Source organism: Pseudomonas jessenii (genome assembly GCF_002236115.1).
In the GTDB taxonomy this organism is placed as follows: domain Bacteria; phylum Pseudomonadota; class Gammaproteobacteria; order Pseudomonadales; family Pseudomonadaceae; genus Aquipseudomonas; species Aquipseudomonas jessenii.
Map to the genome: position 1 here is coordinate 202,812 of NZ_NIWT01000002.1, position 15,679 is coordinate 218,490.

17 protein-coding genes and 2 pseudogenes are annotated in these 15,679 nt (G+C 61.4%); 12 read left to right on the top strand and 7 right to left on the bottom strand.

Going from position 1 to position 15,679, the window contains the following annotated elements; translation table 11 throughout:
• Nucleotides 1-422: 422 nt before the first annotated feature.
• Both PSJE_RS05510 and fliK read right to left on the bottom strand, forming a co-directional pair.
• Nucleotides 423-752: an EscU/YscU/HrcU family type III secretion system export apparatus switch protein gene (locus PSJE_RS05510; protein WP_057715867.1), complete on the bottom strand. Its 330-nt coding sequence runs from the start codon at nt 750-752 to the stop codon at nt 423-425.
• Nucleotides 749-2,323, bottom strand: coding sequence for a flagellar hook-length control protein FliK (gene fliK / locus PSJE_RS05515; protein ID WP_090453854.1), 1,575 nt, complete (start codon nt 2,321-2,323; stop codon nt 749-751). Before fliK ends, PSJE_RS05510 begins: the two co-directional genes overlap by 4 nt.
• Nucleotides 2,324-2,522: 199 nt before the next feature.
• On the opposite strand from fliK, the gene ccmA reads away from it, so the two are divergent.
• From ccmA to phnN, 11 genes are all read left to right on the top strand, one after another.
• Nucleotides 2,523-3,158, top strand: a complete 636-nt coding sequence (ccmA, locus tag PSJE_RS05520; RefSeq protein ID WP_090453856.1) for a cytochrome c biogenesis heme-transporting ATPase CcmA — start codon at nt 2,523-2,525, stop codon at nt 3,156-3,158.
• Nucleotides 3,155-3,823 (top strand): heme exporter protein CcmB, encoded by a 669-nt coding sequence (ccmB, locus tag PSJE_RS05525; RefSeq protein WP_007983326.1) that lies wholly within the window; start codon nt 3,155-3,157, stop codon nt 3,821-3,823. Before ccmA ends, ccmB begins: the two co-directional genes overlap by 4 nt.
• Before the next feature lie 73 nt (nt 3,824-3,896).
• The gene (locus tag PSJE_RS05530; RefSeq protein ID WP_090453858.1) at nt 3,897-4,652 is read left to right on the top strand and encodes a heme ABC transporter permease; all 756 of its coding nucleotides are present in this window, start codon (nt 3,897-3,899) and stop codon (nt 4,650-4,652) included.
• On the top strand, nt 4,649-4,825 hold the full coding sequence (gene ccmD, locus PSJE_RS05535; protein WP_007980758.1) for a heme exporter protein CcmD: 177 nt from the start codon (nt 4,649-4,651) through the stop codon (nt 4,823-4,825). The genes PSJE_RS05530 and ccmD overlap by 4 nt, the downstream gene beginning before the upstream one ends.
• On the top strand, nt 4,822-5,277 hold the full coding sequence (gene ccmE / locus PSJE_RS05540) for a cytochrome c maturation protein CcmE (protein WP_008052305.1): 456 nt from the start codon (nt 4,822-4,824) through the stop codon (nt 5,275-5,277). The genes ccmD and ccmE overlap by 4 nt, the downstream gene beginning before the upstream one ends.
• A 3-nt stretch (nt 5,278-5,280) precedes the next feature.
• Nucleotides 5,281-7,269 (top strand): heme lyase CcmF/NrfE family subunit, encoded by a 1,989-nt coding sequence (locus PSJE_RS05545; RefSeq protein ID WP_057715862.1) that lies wholly within the window; start codon nt 5,281-5,283, stop codon nt 7,267-7,269.
• Complete coding sequence (locus tag PSJE_RS05550; protein WP_090453860.1) at nt 7,266-7,802, top strand: DsbE family thiol:disulfide interchange protein; 537 nt, start codon at nt 7,266-7,268, stop codon at nt 7,800-7,802. The genes PSJE_RS05545 and PSJE_RS05550 overlap by 4 nt, the downstream gene beginning before the upstream one ends.
• Nucleotides 7,799-8,272 carry a cytochrome c-type biogenesis protein gene (locus PSJE_RS05555; RefSeq protein WP_057715860.1) on the top strand — a complete coding sequence of 158 codons (474 nt, stop codon included), beginning with the start codon at nt 7,799-7,801 and terminating at the stop codon, nt 8,270-8,272. Before PSJE_RS05550 ends, PSJE_RS05555 begins: the two co-directional genes overlap by 4 nt.
• Entirely contained in the window at nt 8,265-9,467 is a 1,203-nt protein-coding gene (ccmI, locus tag PSJE_RS05560) for a c-type cytochrome biogenesis protein CcmI (RefSeq protein WP_090453862.1), read from the top strand. Before PSJE_RS05555 ends, ccmI begins: the two co-directional genes overlap by 8 nt.
• Nucleotides 9,468-9,481: 14 nt before the next feature.
• Nucleotides 9,482-9,889, top strand: a complete 408-nt coding sequence (locus PSJE_RS05565; protein WP_079246789.1) for a hypothetical protein — start codon at nt 9,482-9,484, stop codon at nt 9,887-9,889.
• 405 nt (nt 9,890-10,294) lie between these two features.
• The gene (phnN, locus tag PSJE_RS05570) at nt 10,295-10,846 is read left to right on the top strand and encodes a phosphonate metabolism protein/1,5-bisphosphokinase (PRPP-forming) PhnN (RefSeq protein ID WP_090453863.1); all 552 of its coding nucleotides are present in this window, start codon (nt 10,295-10,297) and stop codon (nt 10,844-10,846) included.
• A 14-nt stretch (nt 10,847-10,860) separates the two neighbouring features.
• Here phnN and PSJE_RS05575 read toward each other — a convergent pair.
• Together PSJE_RS05575 and PSJE_RS05580 are read right to left on the bottom strand one after the other, a co-directional pair.
• Nucleotides 10,861-11,145, bottom strand: a pseudogene (locus PSJE_RS05575) (LysR substrate-binding domain-containing protein); the annotation flags it as partial.
• Nucleotides 11,146-11,205: 60 nt separating this feature from the next.
• The gene (locus PSJE_RS05580; RefSeq protein ID WP_090453865.1) at nt 11,206-12,411 is read right to left on the bottom strand and encodes an MFS transporter; all 1,206 of its coding nucleotides are present in this window, start codon (nt 12,409-12,411) and stop codon (nt 11,206-11,208) included.
• A 169-nt stretch (nt 12,412-12,580) separates the two neighbouring features.
• Between PSJE_RS05580 and PSJE_RS32110 the strand changes: the two are divergent.
• Nucleotides 12,581-12,676, top strand: a pseudogene (locus PSJE_RS32110) (hypothetical protein); the annotation flags it as partial.
• 129 nt (nt 12,677-12,805) lie between these two features.
• Here PSJE_RS32110 and PSJE_RS05585 read toward each other — a convergent pair.
• From PSJE_RS05585 to PSJE_RS05595, 3 genes are all read right to left on the bottom strand, one after another.
• On the bottom strand, nt 12,806-13,804 hold the full coding sequence (locus tag PSJE_RS05585; protein ID WP_090453867.1) for a sulfate ABC transporter substrate-binding protein: 999 nt from the start codon (nt 13,802-13,804) through the stop codon (nt 12,806-12,808).
• Between the two features lie 91 nt (nt 13,805-13,895).
• On the bottom strand, nt 13,896-14,720 hold the full coding sequence (locus tag PSJE_RS05590; RefSeq protein ID WP_090453869.1) for an ion transporter: 825 nt from the start codon (nt 14,718-14,720) through the stop codon (nt 13,896-13,898).
• 21 nt (nt 14,721-14,741) lie between these two features.
• Nucleotides 14,742-15,656, bottom strand: a complete 915-nt coding sequence (locus PSJE_RS05595) for an urea transporter (RefSeq protein ID WP_090457776.1) — start codon at nt 15,654-15,656, stop codon at nt 14,742-14,744.
• Nucleotides 15,657-15,679: the final 23 nt, after the last annotated feature.

The window sequence follows — 15,679 nt, forward strand, 5'->3', positions numbered from 1 at the left end:
GGGCTTCCTGGAGAAACGCGGCGCTCATGCCTCCATCGCGAGCAAGCTCGCTCCTACAGTGGTTCCATGTCGGACACAGAACATGTGTTCACCGCAGATCATCTGTGGGAGCGAGCTTGCTCGCGATGGACGTCAACGATGACGCGGACCTCCTGAAGAAACGCGGCGCTCATGCCTCCATCGCGAGCAGGCTCGCTCCTACAATGGTTCCATGTCGGACACAGAACATGTGTTCACCGCAGATCATCTGTAGGAGTGAGCTTGCTCGCGATGGACGTCAACGATGACGCGGGCTTCCTGGAGAAACGCGGCGCTCATGCCTCCATCGCGAGCAAGCTCGCTCCTACAATGGTTCCATGTCGGACATGGAACATGAGTTCATCTGTGGGAGCGAGCCTGCTCGCGATGGCGTACTCGCAAACTCAATAATCATCCCCGCGCTCGGTAATATCCTTCTCGACCATCAGCGCATCCGTATCCTGCCCCGCCGGAAATTTCCCCTTCAAACTCCACGCAAACGCAATGATCTCGGCAATCGTCAGATAGAGTTCCTGCGGAATGCTGTCCCCCAGTTCCATGCGCGCCAGCAGTCTCACCAGTTCGGCGTTTTCGTAGATCGGCACTTCGCAGTCGCGGGCAATGCGCAGGATTTCTTCCGCCAGCTCTTCGTCGCCCTTGGCGGTGAGGGTGGGGGCGTGGGTGCCGTCGTATTTGAGGGCGATGGCCTGGCGTGGGGCGTTGGGGTTTTTCATGCGGTTTCGTCGACCCAGCGTTGTTCGAGGCGGGTTTGCGGGCCTTGGGGCGGTGTACCGAGGTGGCAGTCCAGATCGCCGACGTTCAGGCCGGCGGACAGCAGGCGATCACGCAGCCCGGCCAAATTGCTTTCGATCAGGCTGGCGGTGTATGGCCGCTCGGCCCAGAGCTGGCCGCAGAGGCTGCCCTTGACCAGTTGCGCCTGGATTTGCAGCGGCCCCAAAGGCTCCATGGCGAAGGCCAGCTCCACACGCCACAGCTGTTGCTTGGGTTCGTGTTCTTCGCGACGCTCCTTTGGCTGTTGTTTTTCGGGGGCGTCTTCGCGCTGGAACTTGACCTGCAAGGGCACGATGTCCTGCATATTGCGCATCGGGATTTCCAGCTGCCAGGTGCTCATCAGTCGTCCGTCGGCGGTTACGCCGGTCTGTTCCAGGCTCGACAGTTGATGGCTTTGCAGGCGTGAAACCGCGGCGGCGGCCAGGCGAAGCAGGTGTTCGAGGTCGTTTTCACCGTCGGCACCTTTTAACAGACGTTCGGGCAGCGGGAAACCGGTCGGCGACGGCTTGGCACTGACCTGACCGAGCATGCCCAGGGCATTGCGGACAAAATTCGGCATGGCCTGGGCCAGGGTATTGGCGGCGATGATCGCGCCGAGGCTGGTGTTGGCTGGCAAGCCCTGACTCAACTGCGCAACCAGTTTGAGCAAATCGCCTTTCATGTCCGGCGCGAGCGTCGGGTTTTGCCCGGTCAGCAGTTTGCTTTCGAGAAACATGCCGCTGCTGGCCAGGGCCTGGGCCAGGCCCTTGGGGGTGCTCAACTGTTGAACATCCGGCAAGCCGGCGAGCAAACGGGCAGCAGCGCTGCGCAATTCAACGGATGTCTGGTCCGAGGGCGGAAGGTTCTGCAGGCGCTTGAGCAAGCTATCCAGCGAGCCCTGGCGGCTTTGCTGGTCGACCAGTTGCTGGGTCACCGCCAGTTGTTCCTGTCGGCTGCTCAGGGGCACGAACTTCACGGTCTGGGCGTCCTGCACCTGTGCGCTCAACAAGGTGCCGATGCGCAAGGGTTGCGGGCTGTCGATACTCAGTGTGCTGCCGCTCAGTGCGGTGTTGAGCAGGCCCACCATCGAGCGAAACACCATGGGCTGGCCGGGCACCTGGGGTAGCACTTGCGAGGTCAGCACTTTGCCCTGCAGCAGGGTGCCAACGGGCAGTTGCGCGGTGTCGAGGCGGGTGAGGGTGGCGACGTTCGAAGCAATGGCCTGTTGCACCGTCACGGCCAGGTTGCCGGCAGAGGGTTGGGTGACGACCAGCGTGGTGCCCTGGGCCAGCGGTTGATTGCTGGTGGTCTGGACCGTGGTCTGGCGACCGCTGTCGAGGGTGACCTTGAGCAGCAGCTGGAAAGTCTGGTCCGCCTGCTTGAGCGACAACACTTCGGCCTGGGCGGTTTGACCGACGCTGATCAGCCCCTCCACTGGCGTCAGCAACTTGAGCAACTCACCGCTGACCACCTGCGGGCGCGAAGTCGCCGGGAGGGTTTGAGGTAGCGGGAGGATGTTCATTTCGCCTGTCATACGCGGTCACAACCTGAGGAAAATGCACTCTTTAGAGTAAGGTATGGCATGTATAATGCCGCGCCGTTGTATCCAATAATGGCGAAAACTTTGCAATTGTTTGACGCAGCTCTCTAGAACAAGACGCCATTGCAACTATGCTGCATCTCTTTAACGGCCGCGCCAGAGCCGACTTGAACCGTATAAGGCCCGTGATCCCTTGACCAGTCCTGTCCTGCAAACCGTTGCCCTTGCCTGTGAGCGAGACCTTCGGCTGCTCTTCGAAAATCTCGATTTGAGACTGGCCAGTGGCGAAATGATGCAAATCAGCGGCCCCAACGGCAGCGGCAAGACCAGCCTGTTGCGCCTGCTCTCGGGGCTGATGCAGCCGACCGCCGGTCAAGTGTTGCTCAACGGCCAGCCGCTGAATGAACAACGCGGTGAGCTGGCGCGCAACCTGCTGTGGATCGGCCATGCGGCCGGGATCAAGGATCTGCTGACGCCGGAAGAGAACCTGAGCTGGCTGTGCGCCTTGCATCAACCGGCCTCCCGTGAGGCGATCTGGCAAGCCTTGGCGGCGGTCGGATTGCGCGGATTCGAAGATGTTCCCTGCCACACTCTGTCCGCTGGGCAGCGGCGTCGCGTCGCACTGGCGCGTTTGTATCTGGACAGCCCGCCGTTGTGGATTCTCGATGAGCCGTTCACCGCTCTCGACAAGCAAGGCGTGGCGCAACTCGAAGAACACCTGGCCGGCCACTGCGAACGTGGCGGCATGGTGGTGTTGACCACCCACCACACGCTGAGCCGGATGCCGGCCGCTTATCGCGACATCGATCTGGGGAATTGGGCCGTATGAGTGTTTTTGGCCTGTTGGTCGCCCGTGAGGCCCGTCTGCTGTTTCGCCGTCCCGCGGAGCTGGCCAATCCGCTGGTGTTTTTCGCCATCGTCGTTTCCTTGTTCCCGTTGGCGGTCGGACCCGAGTCTCAATTGTTGCAAACCTTGTCTCCGGGGTTGGTCTGGGTCGCGGCACTTTTATCGGTTCTGCTCTCGCTGGACGGGCTTTTCCGCAGTGATTTCGAAGACGGATCCCTTGAGCAGTGGGTCCTTTCGCCGCACCCCCTGCCTCTTCTGGTTTTGGCCAAAGTGCTGGCACACTGGGCTTTTTCCGGTCTGGCACTGGTTTTGCTCGCACCCTTGCTGGCGCTGATGCTCGGTTTGCCTGCCGCCTGTCTGCCGGTGTTGCTGCTTTCGTTGCTGCTCGGTACACCGGTACTGAGCCTGCTCGGTGCGGTGGGTGCGGCGCTGACAGTAGGTTTGAAGCGCGGCGGCCTGTTGCTGGCACTGCTGATTCTGCCGTTGTACATCCCGGTATTGATCCTTGGCAGTGGCGCCTTGCAGGCGGCCTTGCAGGGAATGCCGGCGACCGGTTATCTCCTATGGCTTGGCAGCCTGACCGCCTTGGCGATAACCCTGACACCTTTTGCAATAGCCGCTGGCTTGAAGATCAGCGTCGGCGAATAATGAGGTCTGGTCAAAAATTGATCAGTAAAGGCCCTGGCTCTTCACAGTAAAGAGCAACCGTGATGGAAACAGTATGAACTGGACGTGGTTTCACAAACTCGGCTCGCCCAAATGGTTTTACGGTATCAGCGGCAGAATGCTGCCCTGGCTGAGCGTCGCGGCGTTGCTGCTGATCGGCGTTGGCGTGGTCTGGGGCCTGGCCTTCGCGCCGCCGGACTACCAGCAGGGCAACAGCTTCCGCATCATCTATATCCACGTTCCGGCCGCCATGCTGGCGCAGTCCATCTACGTGATGCTGGCCGTGTGCGGCATCGTCGGCCTTGTGTGGAAGATGAAACTGGCCGACGTCGCCCTGCAATGCGCGGCGCCCATCGGCGCCTGGATGACCGCCGTGGCGCTGGTCACCGGGGCCATCTGGGGCAAGCCGACCTGGGGCTCGTGGTGGGTCTGGGATGCACGCCTTACGTCCATGCTTATCCTGCTGTTCCTGTACTTCGGTCTCATTGCATTGGGCAACGCCATCAGCAATCGTGACAGCGCGGCCAAGGCCTGTGCGGTGCTGGCGATCGTTGGTGTGATCAACATCCCGATCATCAAGTACTCGGTGGAGTGGTGGAACACCCTGCACCAGGGCGCGACCTTCACCCTCACCGAAAAACCGGCGATGCCAGCCGAGATGTGGCTGCCACTGCTGCTGACGGCGCTGGGTTTCTACTGTTTCTTCGGCGCGGTCCTGCTGCTGCGCATGCGTCTTGAAGTGCTCAAGCGCGAAGCCCGGGCCAGTTGGGTCAAGACCGAAGTCGAAAACAGCCTGGAGGTCGCTCGATGAGTTTTGCTTCATTCGGCGACTTCATCGCCATGGGTCATCATGGCCTGTATGTCTGGTCAGCCTATGGCATCTGCCTGGCGGTATTGGCCCTCAACGTGGCGGCGCCGATCCTGGCCCGCAAGCGGTATCTGCAACAAGAGGCGCGCCGTCTGCGCCGGGAGAACGGCAAGTGAATCCGCTGCGTAAAAAGCGTCTTATCATCATTCTCGCGATCCTGGTCGGGGTCGGCGCTGCCGTTGGCCTGGCCCTGAGTGCCCTGCAGCAGAACATCAACCTGTTTTACACACCGACCCAGATCGCCAACGGCGAAGCCCCGCAGGACACGCGTATCCGTGCCGGCGGCATGGTCGAAGCCGGTTCCTTGCAGCGCTCCGGCGACTCGCTGGACGTGAAGTTTGTCGTCACCGACTTCAACAAATCCGTGACCATCACTTATCGCGGCATCCTGCCGGACCTGTTCCGCGAAGGGCAGGGCATTGTTGCCCTGGGCAAACTCAACGCTGACGGCGTCGTGGTGGCCGATGAAGTGCTGGCCAAGCACGATGAAAAGTACATGCCGCCGGAAGTGACCAAGGCGTTGAAAGACAGCGGCCAGTCGGCACCCACTCCCGCGAAAGAGGGCTAACTGATGACAGCTGGAATCTTCATTCCCGAATTGGGCCACCTGGCCATGATCCTGGCGCTATGTTTCGCGCTGGTTCAGGCCGTGGTGCCATTGGTCGGTGCCTGGCGCGGTGACCGCTTCTGGATGAGCCTGGCCCAGCCGGCCGCGTGGGGGCAGTTCGCGTTCTTGCTGTTCGCCTTCGGTTGCCTGACCTACGCCTTCATGGTCGACGATTTCTCCGTGGCCTATGTGGCCAACAACTCCAACAGTGCCTTGCCGTGGTACTACAAGTTCAGCGCCGTGTGGGGTGCCCACGAAGGTTCCCTGCTGTTGTGGGCCTTGATTCTCGGCGGCTGGACCTTTGCGGTATCGGTGTTTTCCCGGCAATTGCCGCAGGTCATGCTGGCCCGCGTGCTGGCGGTGATGGGCATGATCAGCACCGGTTTCCTGCTGTTCCTGATCATGACCTCCAACCCGTTCAAGCGCATCCTGCCGCAAATGCCCACCGACGGTGCCGACCTCAACCCGCTGCTGCAAGACATCGGCCTGATCGTTCACCCGCCCATGCTGTACATGGGCTACGTCGGTTTCTCGGTGGCCTTCGCCTTCGCCATCGCCGCGCTGATGGGCGGTCGCCTGGACGCCGCCTGGGCGCGCTGGTCGCGTCCGTGGACCATCGTGGCCTGGGCGTTCCTCGGCATCGGCATCACCCTCGGTTCGTGGTGGGCGTACTACGAACTCGGCTGGGGTGGCTGGTGGTTCTGGGACCCGGTGGAAAACGCCTCGTTCATGCCATGGCTGGTGGGCACCGCACTGATTCACTCGTTGGCGGTCACGGAAAAACGTGGCGTGTTCAAAAGCTGGACCGTGTTGCTGGCCATCGCCGCATTCTCCTTGAGTCTGCTGGGCACCTTCCTCGTGCGTTCCGGCGTGCTGACCTCGGTGCACGCCTTTGCGTCCGACCCGGAGCGCGGGGTGTTCATCCTGATTTTCCTGCTGTTCGTGGTCGGTGGTTCGCTGACGCTGTTCGCCCTGCGCGCGCCGGTGGTCAAGAGCCAGGTGGGCTTCAACCTCTGGTCCCGGGAAACCCTGCTGTTGGGTAACAACCTGGTGCTGGTGGTGGCCGCGTCGATGATTCTGCTCGGCACCTTGTATCCGCTGATTCTGGACGCCATGACCGGCGCCAAGCTGTCCGTCGGCCCGCCATACTTCAACGCGCTGTTCATTCCGTTGATGGCATTGCTGATGGTGGTGATGGCGGTCGGCGTGATCGTGCGCTGGAAAGACACTCCGGTGAAATGGCTGGTAAGCATGCTCACCCCGGTCCTGCTCGGCAGTGCCGCGCTGGCCGTAGTGGCCGGCATCGCCTACGGCGATTTCAACTGGGCCGTGCTCGCGACCTTCATGCTCGCTGCCTGGGTGTTGCTGGCCGGCGTGCGTGACATCTTCGACAAGACTCGCCACAAGGGCCTGATCAAAGGACTGCCAACCCTGACCCGCAGCTACTGGGGCATGCAGATCGCGCACCTGGGCATCGCCGTGTGTGCGCTGGGTGTCGTGCTGTCGAGCCAGAACAGTGCCGAGCGCGACCTGCGCCTGGCGCCCGGCGAATCCATGGACCTGGGCGGCTATCAGTTCGTCTTCGAAGGCGCCAAACACTTCGAAGGCCCGAACTTCACCTCCGACAAGGGCACCGTGCGGGTGATCCGCAACGGCAAGGAAATCAGCGTGCTGCACCCGGAAAAACGCCTCTATACCGTGCAGAACTCGGTGATGACCGAAGCGGGTATCGACGCCGGTTTCACCCGCGACCTCTATGTCGCCCTCGGTGAACCACTGGGTAACGGCGCCTGGGCTGTGCGTGTGCACGTCAAGCCGTTCGTGCGCTGGATCTGGTTCGGCGGCTTGCTGACAGGTGCAGGCGGGTTGCTGGCGGCGCTGGATCGGCGTTATCGGGTCAAGGTCAAAAGCCGCGTGCGCGAAGCACTGGGCATGTCGGGAGCCACTGCATGAAGCGTTGGTTGATGTTGCTGCCACTGGCGATTTTTCTGGTGGTCGCGGTATTCCTTTACCGTGGGTTGTACCTGGATCCGGCCGAGCTGCCTTCGGCCATGATCAACAAGCCGTTCCCGGAGTTTTCCCTGCCGTCGGTGCAGGGCGACAAGACCCTGACCCGCGCTGACATTCTGGGCAAACCGGCGCTGGTCAACGTCTGGGGCACCTGGTGCATTTCCTGCCGGGTCGAGCACCCGGTGTTGAACAAACTGGCCCAGCAGGGCGTGGTGATCTACGGCATCAACTACAAGGACGTCAACGCTGATGCCTTGAAGTGGCTGAAGGACTTCCACAACCCGTATGCGCTGGACATTCGTGACGACGAAGGCTCGCTGGGCCTGAATCTCGGCGTGTACGGCGCACCGGAAACCTTCTTCATCGACGCCAAGGGCATCATCCGTGACAAGTTCGTCGGCGTGATCGACGAGCAGGTCTGGCGTGAAAAACTGGCGGGCAAGTACCAGGCGCTGGTCGATGAGGTCAAGCCATGAAGCGCTGGTTCGCTGCCGTTGTCCTGGGCTTGAGCCTGGCGGGCGTGGCCCACGCGGCCATCGACACCTACGAGTTCGCCAAGGAAGAAGACCGCGAGCGTTTCCGCGAGTTGACCAAGGAGCTGCGTTGCCCCAAGTGCCAGAATCAGGACATCGCCGATTCCAACGCACCGATTGCCGCCGACCTGCGCAAAGAGATTTACCGCATGCTCGGCGAGGGCAAGGACAACCAGCAGATCATCGACTTCATGGTCGATCGCTACGGTGATTTCGTCCGCTACAAGCCTGCGCTGAACGCCAAGACCGCCTTGCTCTGGTTTGGCCCCGCCGGCCTGCTGCTGGGCGGTGTCGTGATCATCGCGGTGATCGTCCGCCGTCGTCGCGTGCAACGCGCCGGCACCCCGGACTCGCTTTCTGCCGAGGAGCGCTCGCGCCTCGACCACCTGTTGGATAAAACCAAGAATGATTGATTTCTGGCTCGCTGCAGGTCTGCTGCTTCTGGTTGCCCTGAGTTTTCTGTTGATCCCGGTGCTGCGCAGCCGTCGCGCCCAGTGCGAAGAGGATCGTACCGCCCTGAACGTCGCGCTGTATCAGGAGCGCGTGACTGAGTTGCAGACTCAGCAGGAAGAGGGCGTGCTCGATGCCGCGCAAATGGACGCCGGTCGCGCCGAAGCTGCCCGTGAGTTGCTGGCGGACACCGAAGGCGCTGAAGCGCCACGAGTGTCGCGTCTGGGCAAACCCTTGCCGTTGCTGGCGGCCATTCTGGTGCCGGTGCTGGGCCTGGGCCTGTATCTGCATTTCGGTGCCAGCGACAAGGTCGAACTGACCCGCGAATTCTCCCAGGCACCCCAGTCGATGGAAGAGATGACGCGGCGCCTGGAACGTGCGGTCGCCGCTCAACCGGATTCCGCTGAAGGCATGTATTTCCTCGGTCGCACCTACATGGCTCAGGATCGCCCGGCGGACGCGGCGAAAATGTTCGAACGCACCGTGAGTCTGGCCGGTCGCCAGCCCGAGTTGCTCGGTCAATGGGCCCAGGCCCAGTACTTCGCCGATGGCAAGAAGTGGTCGGACAAGGTCCAGGCCCTGACCGACGAAGCGCTCAAGACCGATCCGAAAGAAGTCACCAGCCTTGGCTTGCTTGGCATTGCCGCGTTTGAAAGCGAGCGTTATCAGGACGCCATCGATTACTGGAATCGCCTGTTGGCGCAGCTGCCGCCGGAGGACAAGTCCCGCGAGGCGCTGCAAGGCGGAATTACCCGGGCCACGGAAAAGCTGGTGGCCAGTGGCGGCAAGGTTGCACAAGCACCGGCGGCAAAGGCCTCGGCGTTGCTCAAGGTCAGTGTCGATCTGGCCGCGGACCTCAAATCCAAGGTCCAGCCTGGCGACAGCGTGTTCATCTTCGCCCGTGCGATCTCCGGTCCTCCGGCCCCGCTGGCGGTCAAGCGCATGACCGTGGCCGACCTGCCGGTGACCGTCGAACTGGGCGACGCCGACGCAATGATGCCGCAATTGAAACTGTCGAACTTCCCTGAAGTCCAACTGGTTGCGCGCATTTCCCGTGCCGGCAAACCGACCGCCGGCGAATGGATTGGTCGCAGCCAGCCCCTGGCCAGCAGCACCACCGCGCCGCAGACACTGACCATCGACAGCCCGGATAAATAACAGGAAACGCCACCATGACCGCCATTGCTCGTATTGCCCTGCTCAGCGCTGTTTTGGGGTTAAGCGCTTGTGCGGTCCAGCAACCAACGGAACATCAGGCACCACCACCGTTCCCGCCGTCGCAGCCTAGCCCCACGCCATCGACGTCGCCTGTACCGAGCAAGCCGACCATCCCGGCCAAACCCTCCAAGCCGTTGCCACGCACTTCTGCCAGCTTCGCGCCACCACCGGGGGGCAATAGCCATTGGGATCCGAAGCTTGGGGTGTATGTGCTTGATGACCAGCCCAATACCTTTTATCGCCAACGTACCTATTACCGCTGGGATAATGGTTGGAGTCGGTCGATTAGTCCGCAAGGGCCGTGGGAAGATACTGACATCCAGGGTGTACCGGGTGGCCTGGGACGGAAATTCGGGCAGTAACGCAAAAAAGGCGACCTTCGGGTCGCCTTTTTTGTGCCTGCCGGAATGTGATGGGTGGGTCACTGCTGAATTCTGTGGGAGCGAGCTTGCTCGCGATGGCGGCCTGAATGAGTCCATACATAAGGGCGGAACCCTAAATGGCCGTGACCGCAGAAACGGATATGTACACCGGTAAAAACACTCCGCCACCGCAGGCAAGCCAAGCACCCACAGCCTCCAACGCCGGATTGACCTGCGCTGCGAGGACACCCTCAGCGTAACCGTGACCCGCTGGAAAACCCGCTGGTGCAACCGGTGTCGGTGATGGATCATACGCGGGGCCTGCGGGCTGATCTGGCGCAAGCGCAATCAGGACGGTCTGCCGTGGGGCCGGCAAACAGGTCGAAAAATGAAGAGGGTGGTTTGATGGCGGGCAGGTTGATCTATCTCATCGGGCCTTCAGGTTCGGGCAAGGACAGCCTGCTGGATGCCGCGCGTACACGGTTGGCCGAACGAGGCTGCCGCGTCGTGCGGCGGGTCATCACGCGTTCGGCAGAAGCCGTGGGCGAAGCGGCGCTGGGCGTCAGTGAACAGCAGTTCGCCGAAATGGAGGCCCAGGGCGCGTTTGCCCTGAGCTGGCACGCCAACGGGTTGTCCTATGGCATCCCGCGGGAAATCGACGATTGGCTGGCCGCCGGGCAGGACGTGCTGATCAATGGCTCTCGAGGGCATTTGCAGAACACGCGCCAGCGCTATCCGAACGCGTTGGTGCTGTTGTTGACTGTGGATCAGGCAGTACTGCGCCAGCGCTTGCTGGAACGCGGGCGGGAATCGCCGATCGAGATCGATCAGCGGTTGGCACGCAATGCCCGATTCTGCGAGCAATTGCTGGCGGAGGACCCGGCCGTGCACTTGCTCGACAACTCAGGGCCGCTTGAGCAAACGGTCGAACGGTTGCTGGTCTGCATTGACGAGTAACTCCCGGCTGCCTTTCAGGCCTTCCAGGCCAACAACCCCTGCACATACTCCACGAATGCCCGAGCGTTGGCGCTGGCCATTCTCCCCGTAGGGAAAACCGTCCACAAATCCAGGTCCGGCAGTGTCCAGTCCTTCATCACTTCCCGAACCGAACCGTCGGCCAGTTCCGGCGCAAACATCCATTGCGAGGCCATGGCCAGCCCTTGGTGGGCCAGCACGGCTTCTCGCAGGCCTTCGGCGGCATTGACGCGGATCCGGCCACTGAAGATGACCGATTGCTCCTCGCCGGCCTTGTTGAACGGCCGATCCACTGTGGGAGCGAGCCTGCTCCGGGCGGCGATCCGACCGGGTTTTGAGGCTTACGCCGTCGCCAGCGAAGCCTTCTGCGAAACACTCAAGAACCGCAACAACGCCAACAGCGGAAAAGCGCTGCCGACGATCACGATCCACAACCAGCCGCCGTGTTCGTACAACGCGCTGGCCACCGAAGAGCCGAAGGCGCCGCCGATGAAGATGCTGGTCATGTACAGCGCATTCAGGCGGCTGCGGCTTTTGCCGTCGAGGGCGTAGACCGCGCGCTGGCCGAGGACCATGTTCATCTGCACGCAGAAGTCGAGCACCACGCCGGTCACCGCCAGGCCGATGACGCTGTAGGCCGGATGGATAAACGCCGGCATGAAACTCAGGCTGGCGAACAGCAGGGCCAGCAACGATGCGATGCGGGTGTGACCGGCATCGGCCAGGCGACCGGCGATCGGGGCAGCAATGGCGCCGATGGCCCCGACCAGGGCGAAGATCGCGATCTCGCTTTGCGACAAACCGTGATTGCGCGCCAGTTCCAGCGGCACGGCGGTCCAGAACAGGCTGAAGGTGGCAAACATGCAGCCTTGGTAAAACGCACGCTGGCGCAGGACCGGTTGCTTGCGCAAAAGCGTCCAAAGCGAGCCCAGCAACTGGCCATAGGACGCGCTGTGATCAGGCTCACGCTTGGGAATGGTCACGGCCAGCACGATGCTGATGGCCGCCATCAACACTGCGGCAATCACAAACATCGCCCGCCAGCCAAAGTGGTCGGCCACCACGCTGGACACCGGTCGGGCCAGCAGAATGCCGAGCAACAACCCACCCATGATCCCGCCCACCACACGACCACGGGTTTCTTCCGGTGCCAGGTGCGCGGCCAACGGAATCAGGATTTGCACCGAAACCGAACTGAAGCCCACCAACAGCGAAATCAGCAAAAACACGTTCGGCTGGTCGGTAAACGCCGCACCTAGCAGGCTGACAATTGCCACTAGCGTGGTGATGATCATCAACCGGCGGTTCTCCAGCAGATCCCCCAGCGGCACCAGGAAAAACAGTCCCAGCGCATAGCCGATCTGAGTCAAGGAAACGATCAGGCTGGCCATGGTGTTGGTCAGGCCAATGTCCGGCGCGATCAGGCCGATGATCGGCTGGGCGTAGTAGATATTGGCGACAATGGCGCCGCAGCAGAAGGCGAACAGCAGCACCATGCCTCGGGTCATTGTCGTGGTGCCGTGGGGCACCTGGGTCGCTGGGTTCATAACGGGTCTCGCTGTACGGAAAGGAATGCGCGCAGGCTAATGGGCTGACTGAAACGGCGGAAGTGGGATTGGAGTGATAGCAATCATTCCATTGCGGAATGACTGACGAACGTGTGTGTCTTGCGTCAGAGCATCGAGGGTGAATGATACATTCACTTACATCTTGTTCGTGAAGATCGTGACCTTTGTGACGCAGGGCGCTGACGGCACGCTCACCGCCCAATCCATTTCGGCGGGCAAGGATGGCGTGACGCCGCCGATGTAGCGGGAGGTCGCAGAACCTGTGGGAGCGAGCTTGCTCGCGATAGCGTAATGGCAGTCAACGACGATGCTGACTGTTCAATTGTCATCGCGAGCAAGCTCGCTCCCATAGAAGTTGCAGTGTTTCAGTCGATTACTTGCCGCTGTAGATCTGGTCGAAAACCCCGCCATCATTGAAGTGGGTCTTCTGCACGGTGCGCCAGTCGCCGAAGGTCTTCTCGACCGACAGGAAGTCTACTTTCGGGAAACGGTCGGTGTACTTGGCCAGCACGGCTGGGTCACGCGGGCGCAGGTAGTTTGCCGCGGCAATTTCCTGACCTTCCGGCGACCACAAGTATTTCAGGTATTCCTCGGCCGCTGCACGGGTGCCTTTTTTGTCGACGGTCTTGTCGACTACCGACACCGGTGGCTCGGCTTCGGCGGAAACGCTTGGGTAGATGACTTCGAACTGATCACGGCCGAACTCGCGGGCGATCATTTCCGCTTCATTCTCGAACGTCACCAACACGTCGCCGATCTGGTTGGTCATGAAGGTGGTGGTGGCGGCACGGCCACCGGTATCGAGTACCGGCGCTTGCTTGAACAGTTTGCCGACGAAGTCTTTGGCCTTGTTCTCGTCGCCGCCGTTTTTCAGCACGTAGCCCCAGGCCGAGAGGTAGGTATAGCGACCGTTACCGGAGGTTTTCGGGTTTGGCACGATGACCTGAACGCCGTCCTTGAGCAGGTCAGGCCAGTCTTTCAGGGTTTTCGGGTTGCCCTTGCGCACGATGAACACGGTGGCCGAGGTGAACGGCGCGCTGTTGTTCGGCAGGCGCGTGACCCAGTTGTCCGGGACCAGTTTGCCATTGTCCGCCAGGGCGTTGATGTCGGTGGCCATGTTCATGGTGATGACGTCGGCCGGCAAGCCGTCGATGACCGAACGCGCCTGTTTGCTGGAGCCGCCGAAGGACATTTGCAGGGTGATGTTTTCGTTATGCTCGGCTTGCCAGTGTTTCTGGAACGCAGTGTTGTAGTCCTTGTAGAAATCGCGCATCACGTCGTAGGAAACGTTGAGCAGGGTCGGTGCAGCCTGGGCGATGTTGCCCAGGGCCAGGCCAGCGGCGATAAGCGAGGCGCCAAAGAGTTTTTTCACTGCGCATTCCTTGTTCTATTAAAAGTGGGGCAATTTGCCAGCGACTATAACTGGGCTCGTATAGTCCTTTAAAGATTAAAAAGCTCTTTGCTTATTCCCGTTTCCTGAACAGCGCATTACCGCAACGGGAGCAGAACGACGCCTCCGGCTCATGGCTGTCCTTGGCGCACACCGGGCAGTGGTGCTGCAACTGGCCGCCACGCATGGCCGTGGCCAGTTCGGCGGTGAAGATCCCGGTGGGCACGGCGATGATCGAGTAACCGGTGATCATCACCATCGACGAGATGACCTGGCCCAGTGCGGTCTTGGGCACGATGTCGCCGTAACCGACGGTGGTCAACGTCACGATAGCCCAGTAAATGCCCTTGGGAATGCTGGTGAAGCCATGTTGCGGGCCTTCGACCACATACATCAGGGTGCCGAACACCGTCACCAGGGTGCAGACGCTGAGCAGGAAAACAAGGATCTTTTGCTTGCTGCCACGCAGGGCATCGAGCAGGTAATGAGCTTGCTTGAGGTACGGGCCGAGCTTGAGCACGCGGAAGATCCGCAGCATCCGGATCACCCGGATGATCAGCAGGTACTGGGCATCGCTGTAGTACAGCGCGAGGATGCCGGGCACGATGGCCAGCAGGTCCACCAGCCCATAGAAACTGAAGGCGTAGCGCAGGGGCTTGGGCGAGCAGTACAGGCGCAGGATGTACTCGCCGAGGAAGATCGCCGTGAAGCCCCACTCGATGTACGCCAGCAGGCTGGCGTAGTGCTGGTGAACGTCATCGATGCTGTCCAGAATCACGACTACCAGGCTGGCGAAGATGATCAGCAGCAGGGTGGAGTCGAAGCGTCGACCGGCGACGGTGTCGGTCTGGAAAATAATCACGTACAGGCGATTTCGCCACGTGTCGTTGCTGATCATGCACATCGCCTTGGCCGCAAATCAGCGCAGCCTAGGTTGATTCTCCCCGGGAGCGCAAGGCGCGCTTTCGACTGTGGCTTTGCCGAGCATTTGAATAACACTGCGAATCAGCCAGCCGGCAAGAATGAACGGCGCGGTCAGGGTGGGCAGACCGATGGCGGCAAACAGCGGCGTCAGCAGCAGCGCCAGGCCGATGCCAACCAGCGGCAGCCACGGTTGGCGACGCTGCGAGCTGAAGGCGAGGGCGGCCAGCACGGCGTTATAGCCACCGAGGCCGAGCAGTGCGGTATAGAAATCGTGGTTCAGCAGGCTCCAGCCCATGCCCGCGACTGAGGCCAGCAACGCCCAGCAGAATGCGCGGCGATCAGCGATCAGCAAACCGGCGGCAATCATCGCACCGGCCAGCGGATGACCGAGGAACATCACTTGGCCGAGGCCTTTGAGTGGCGCGGCGAGCATGTTCAGGGTGCTGACTTCGATCAAATGCGGCTCTGTCGAGGGCGTGGCGAAGCACAGCAGCAACCAGCCCAGCCCAACGAAGGGCGCGGTGTAAGCCGGCAGGTATTGGCTGAACCGGACGCGCTTGAGCCACTGTTGGGTGACCATCGCGCTCAGGCCACCGGCGGCCAGAATCAGTGGCGGCATCATCGCCGACCAGGGGAAATACAGGCTCAGCAACAGTCCGAGCAGCACGCCGTTGTAGCTGAACAACCCGGCCTGACGATCAGCCTTGGCATAGTTTCGGCGTTGCGCGGTGAGCAGCCCGGCGACACCACCGAGCAAGGCGCCGCCGAGCAAGGCGGGCGCCGTGAACAAAATGGCCAGGACGCACAGCAGGCCGCACAGCGGATTGCGCTGGAGAAAGATCTGGCTGAAGCCGTTGAGCAAGGCTTCGGCCCAGTCGGGGCAGTGGGTGTTGAAATGGTTGGCAGGCATGGCAGGTCTGAAAGTCAGTGGGA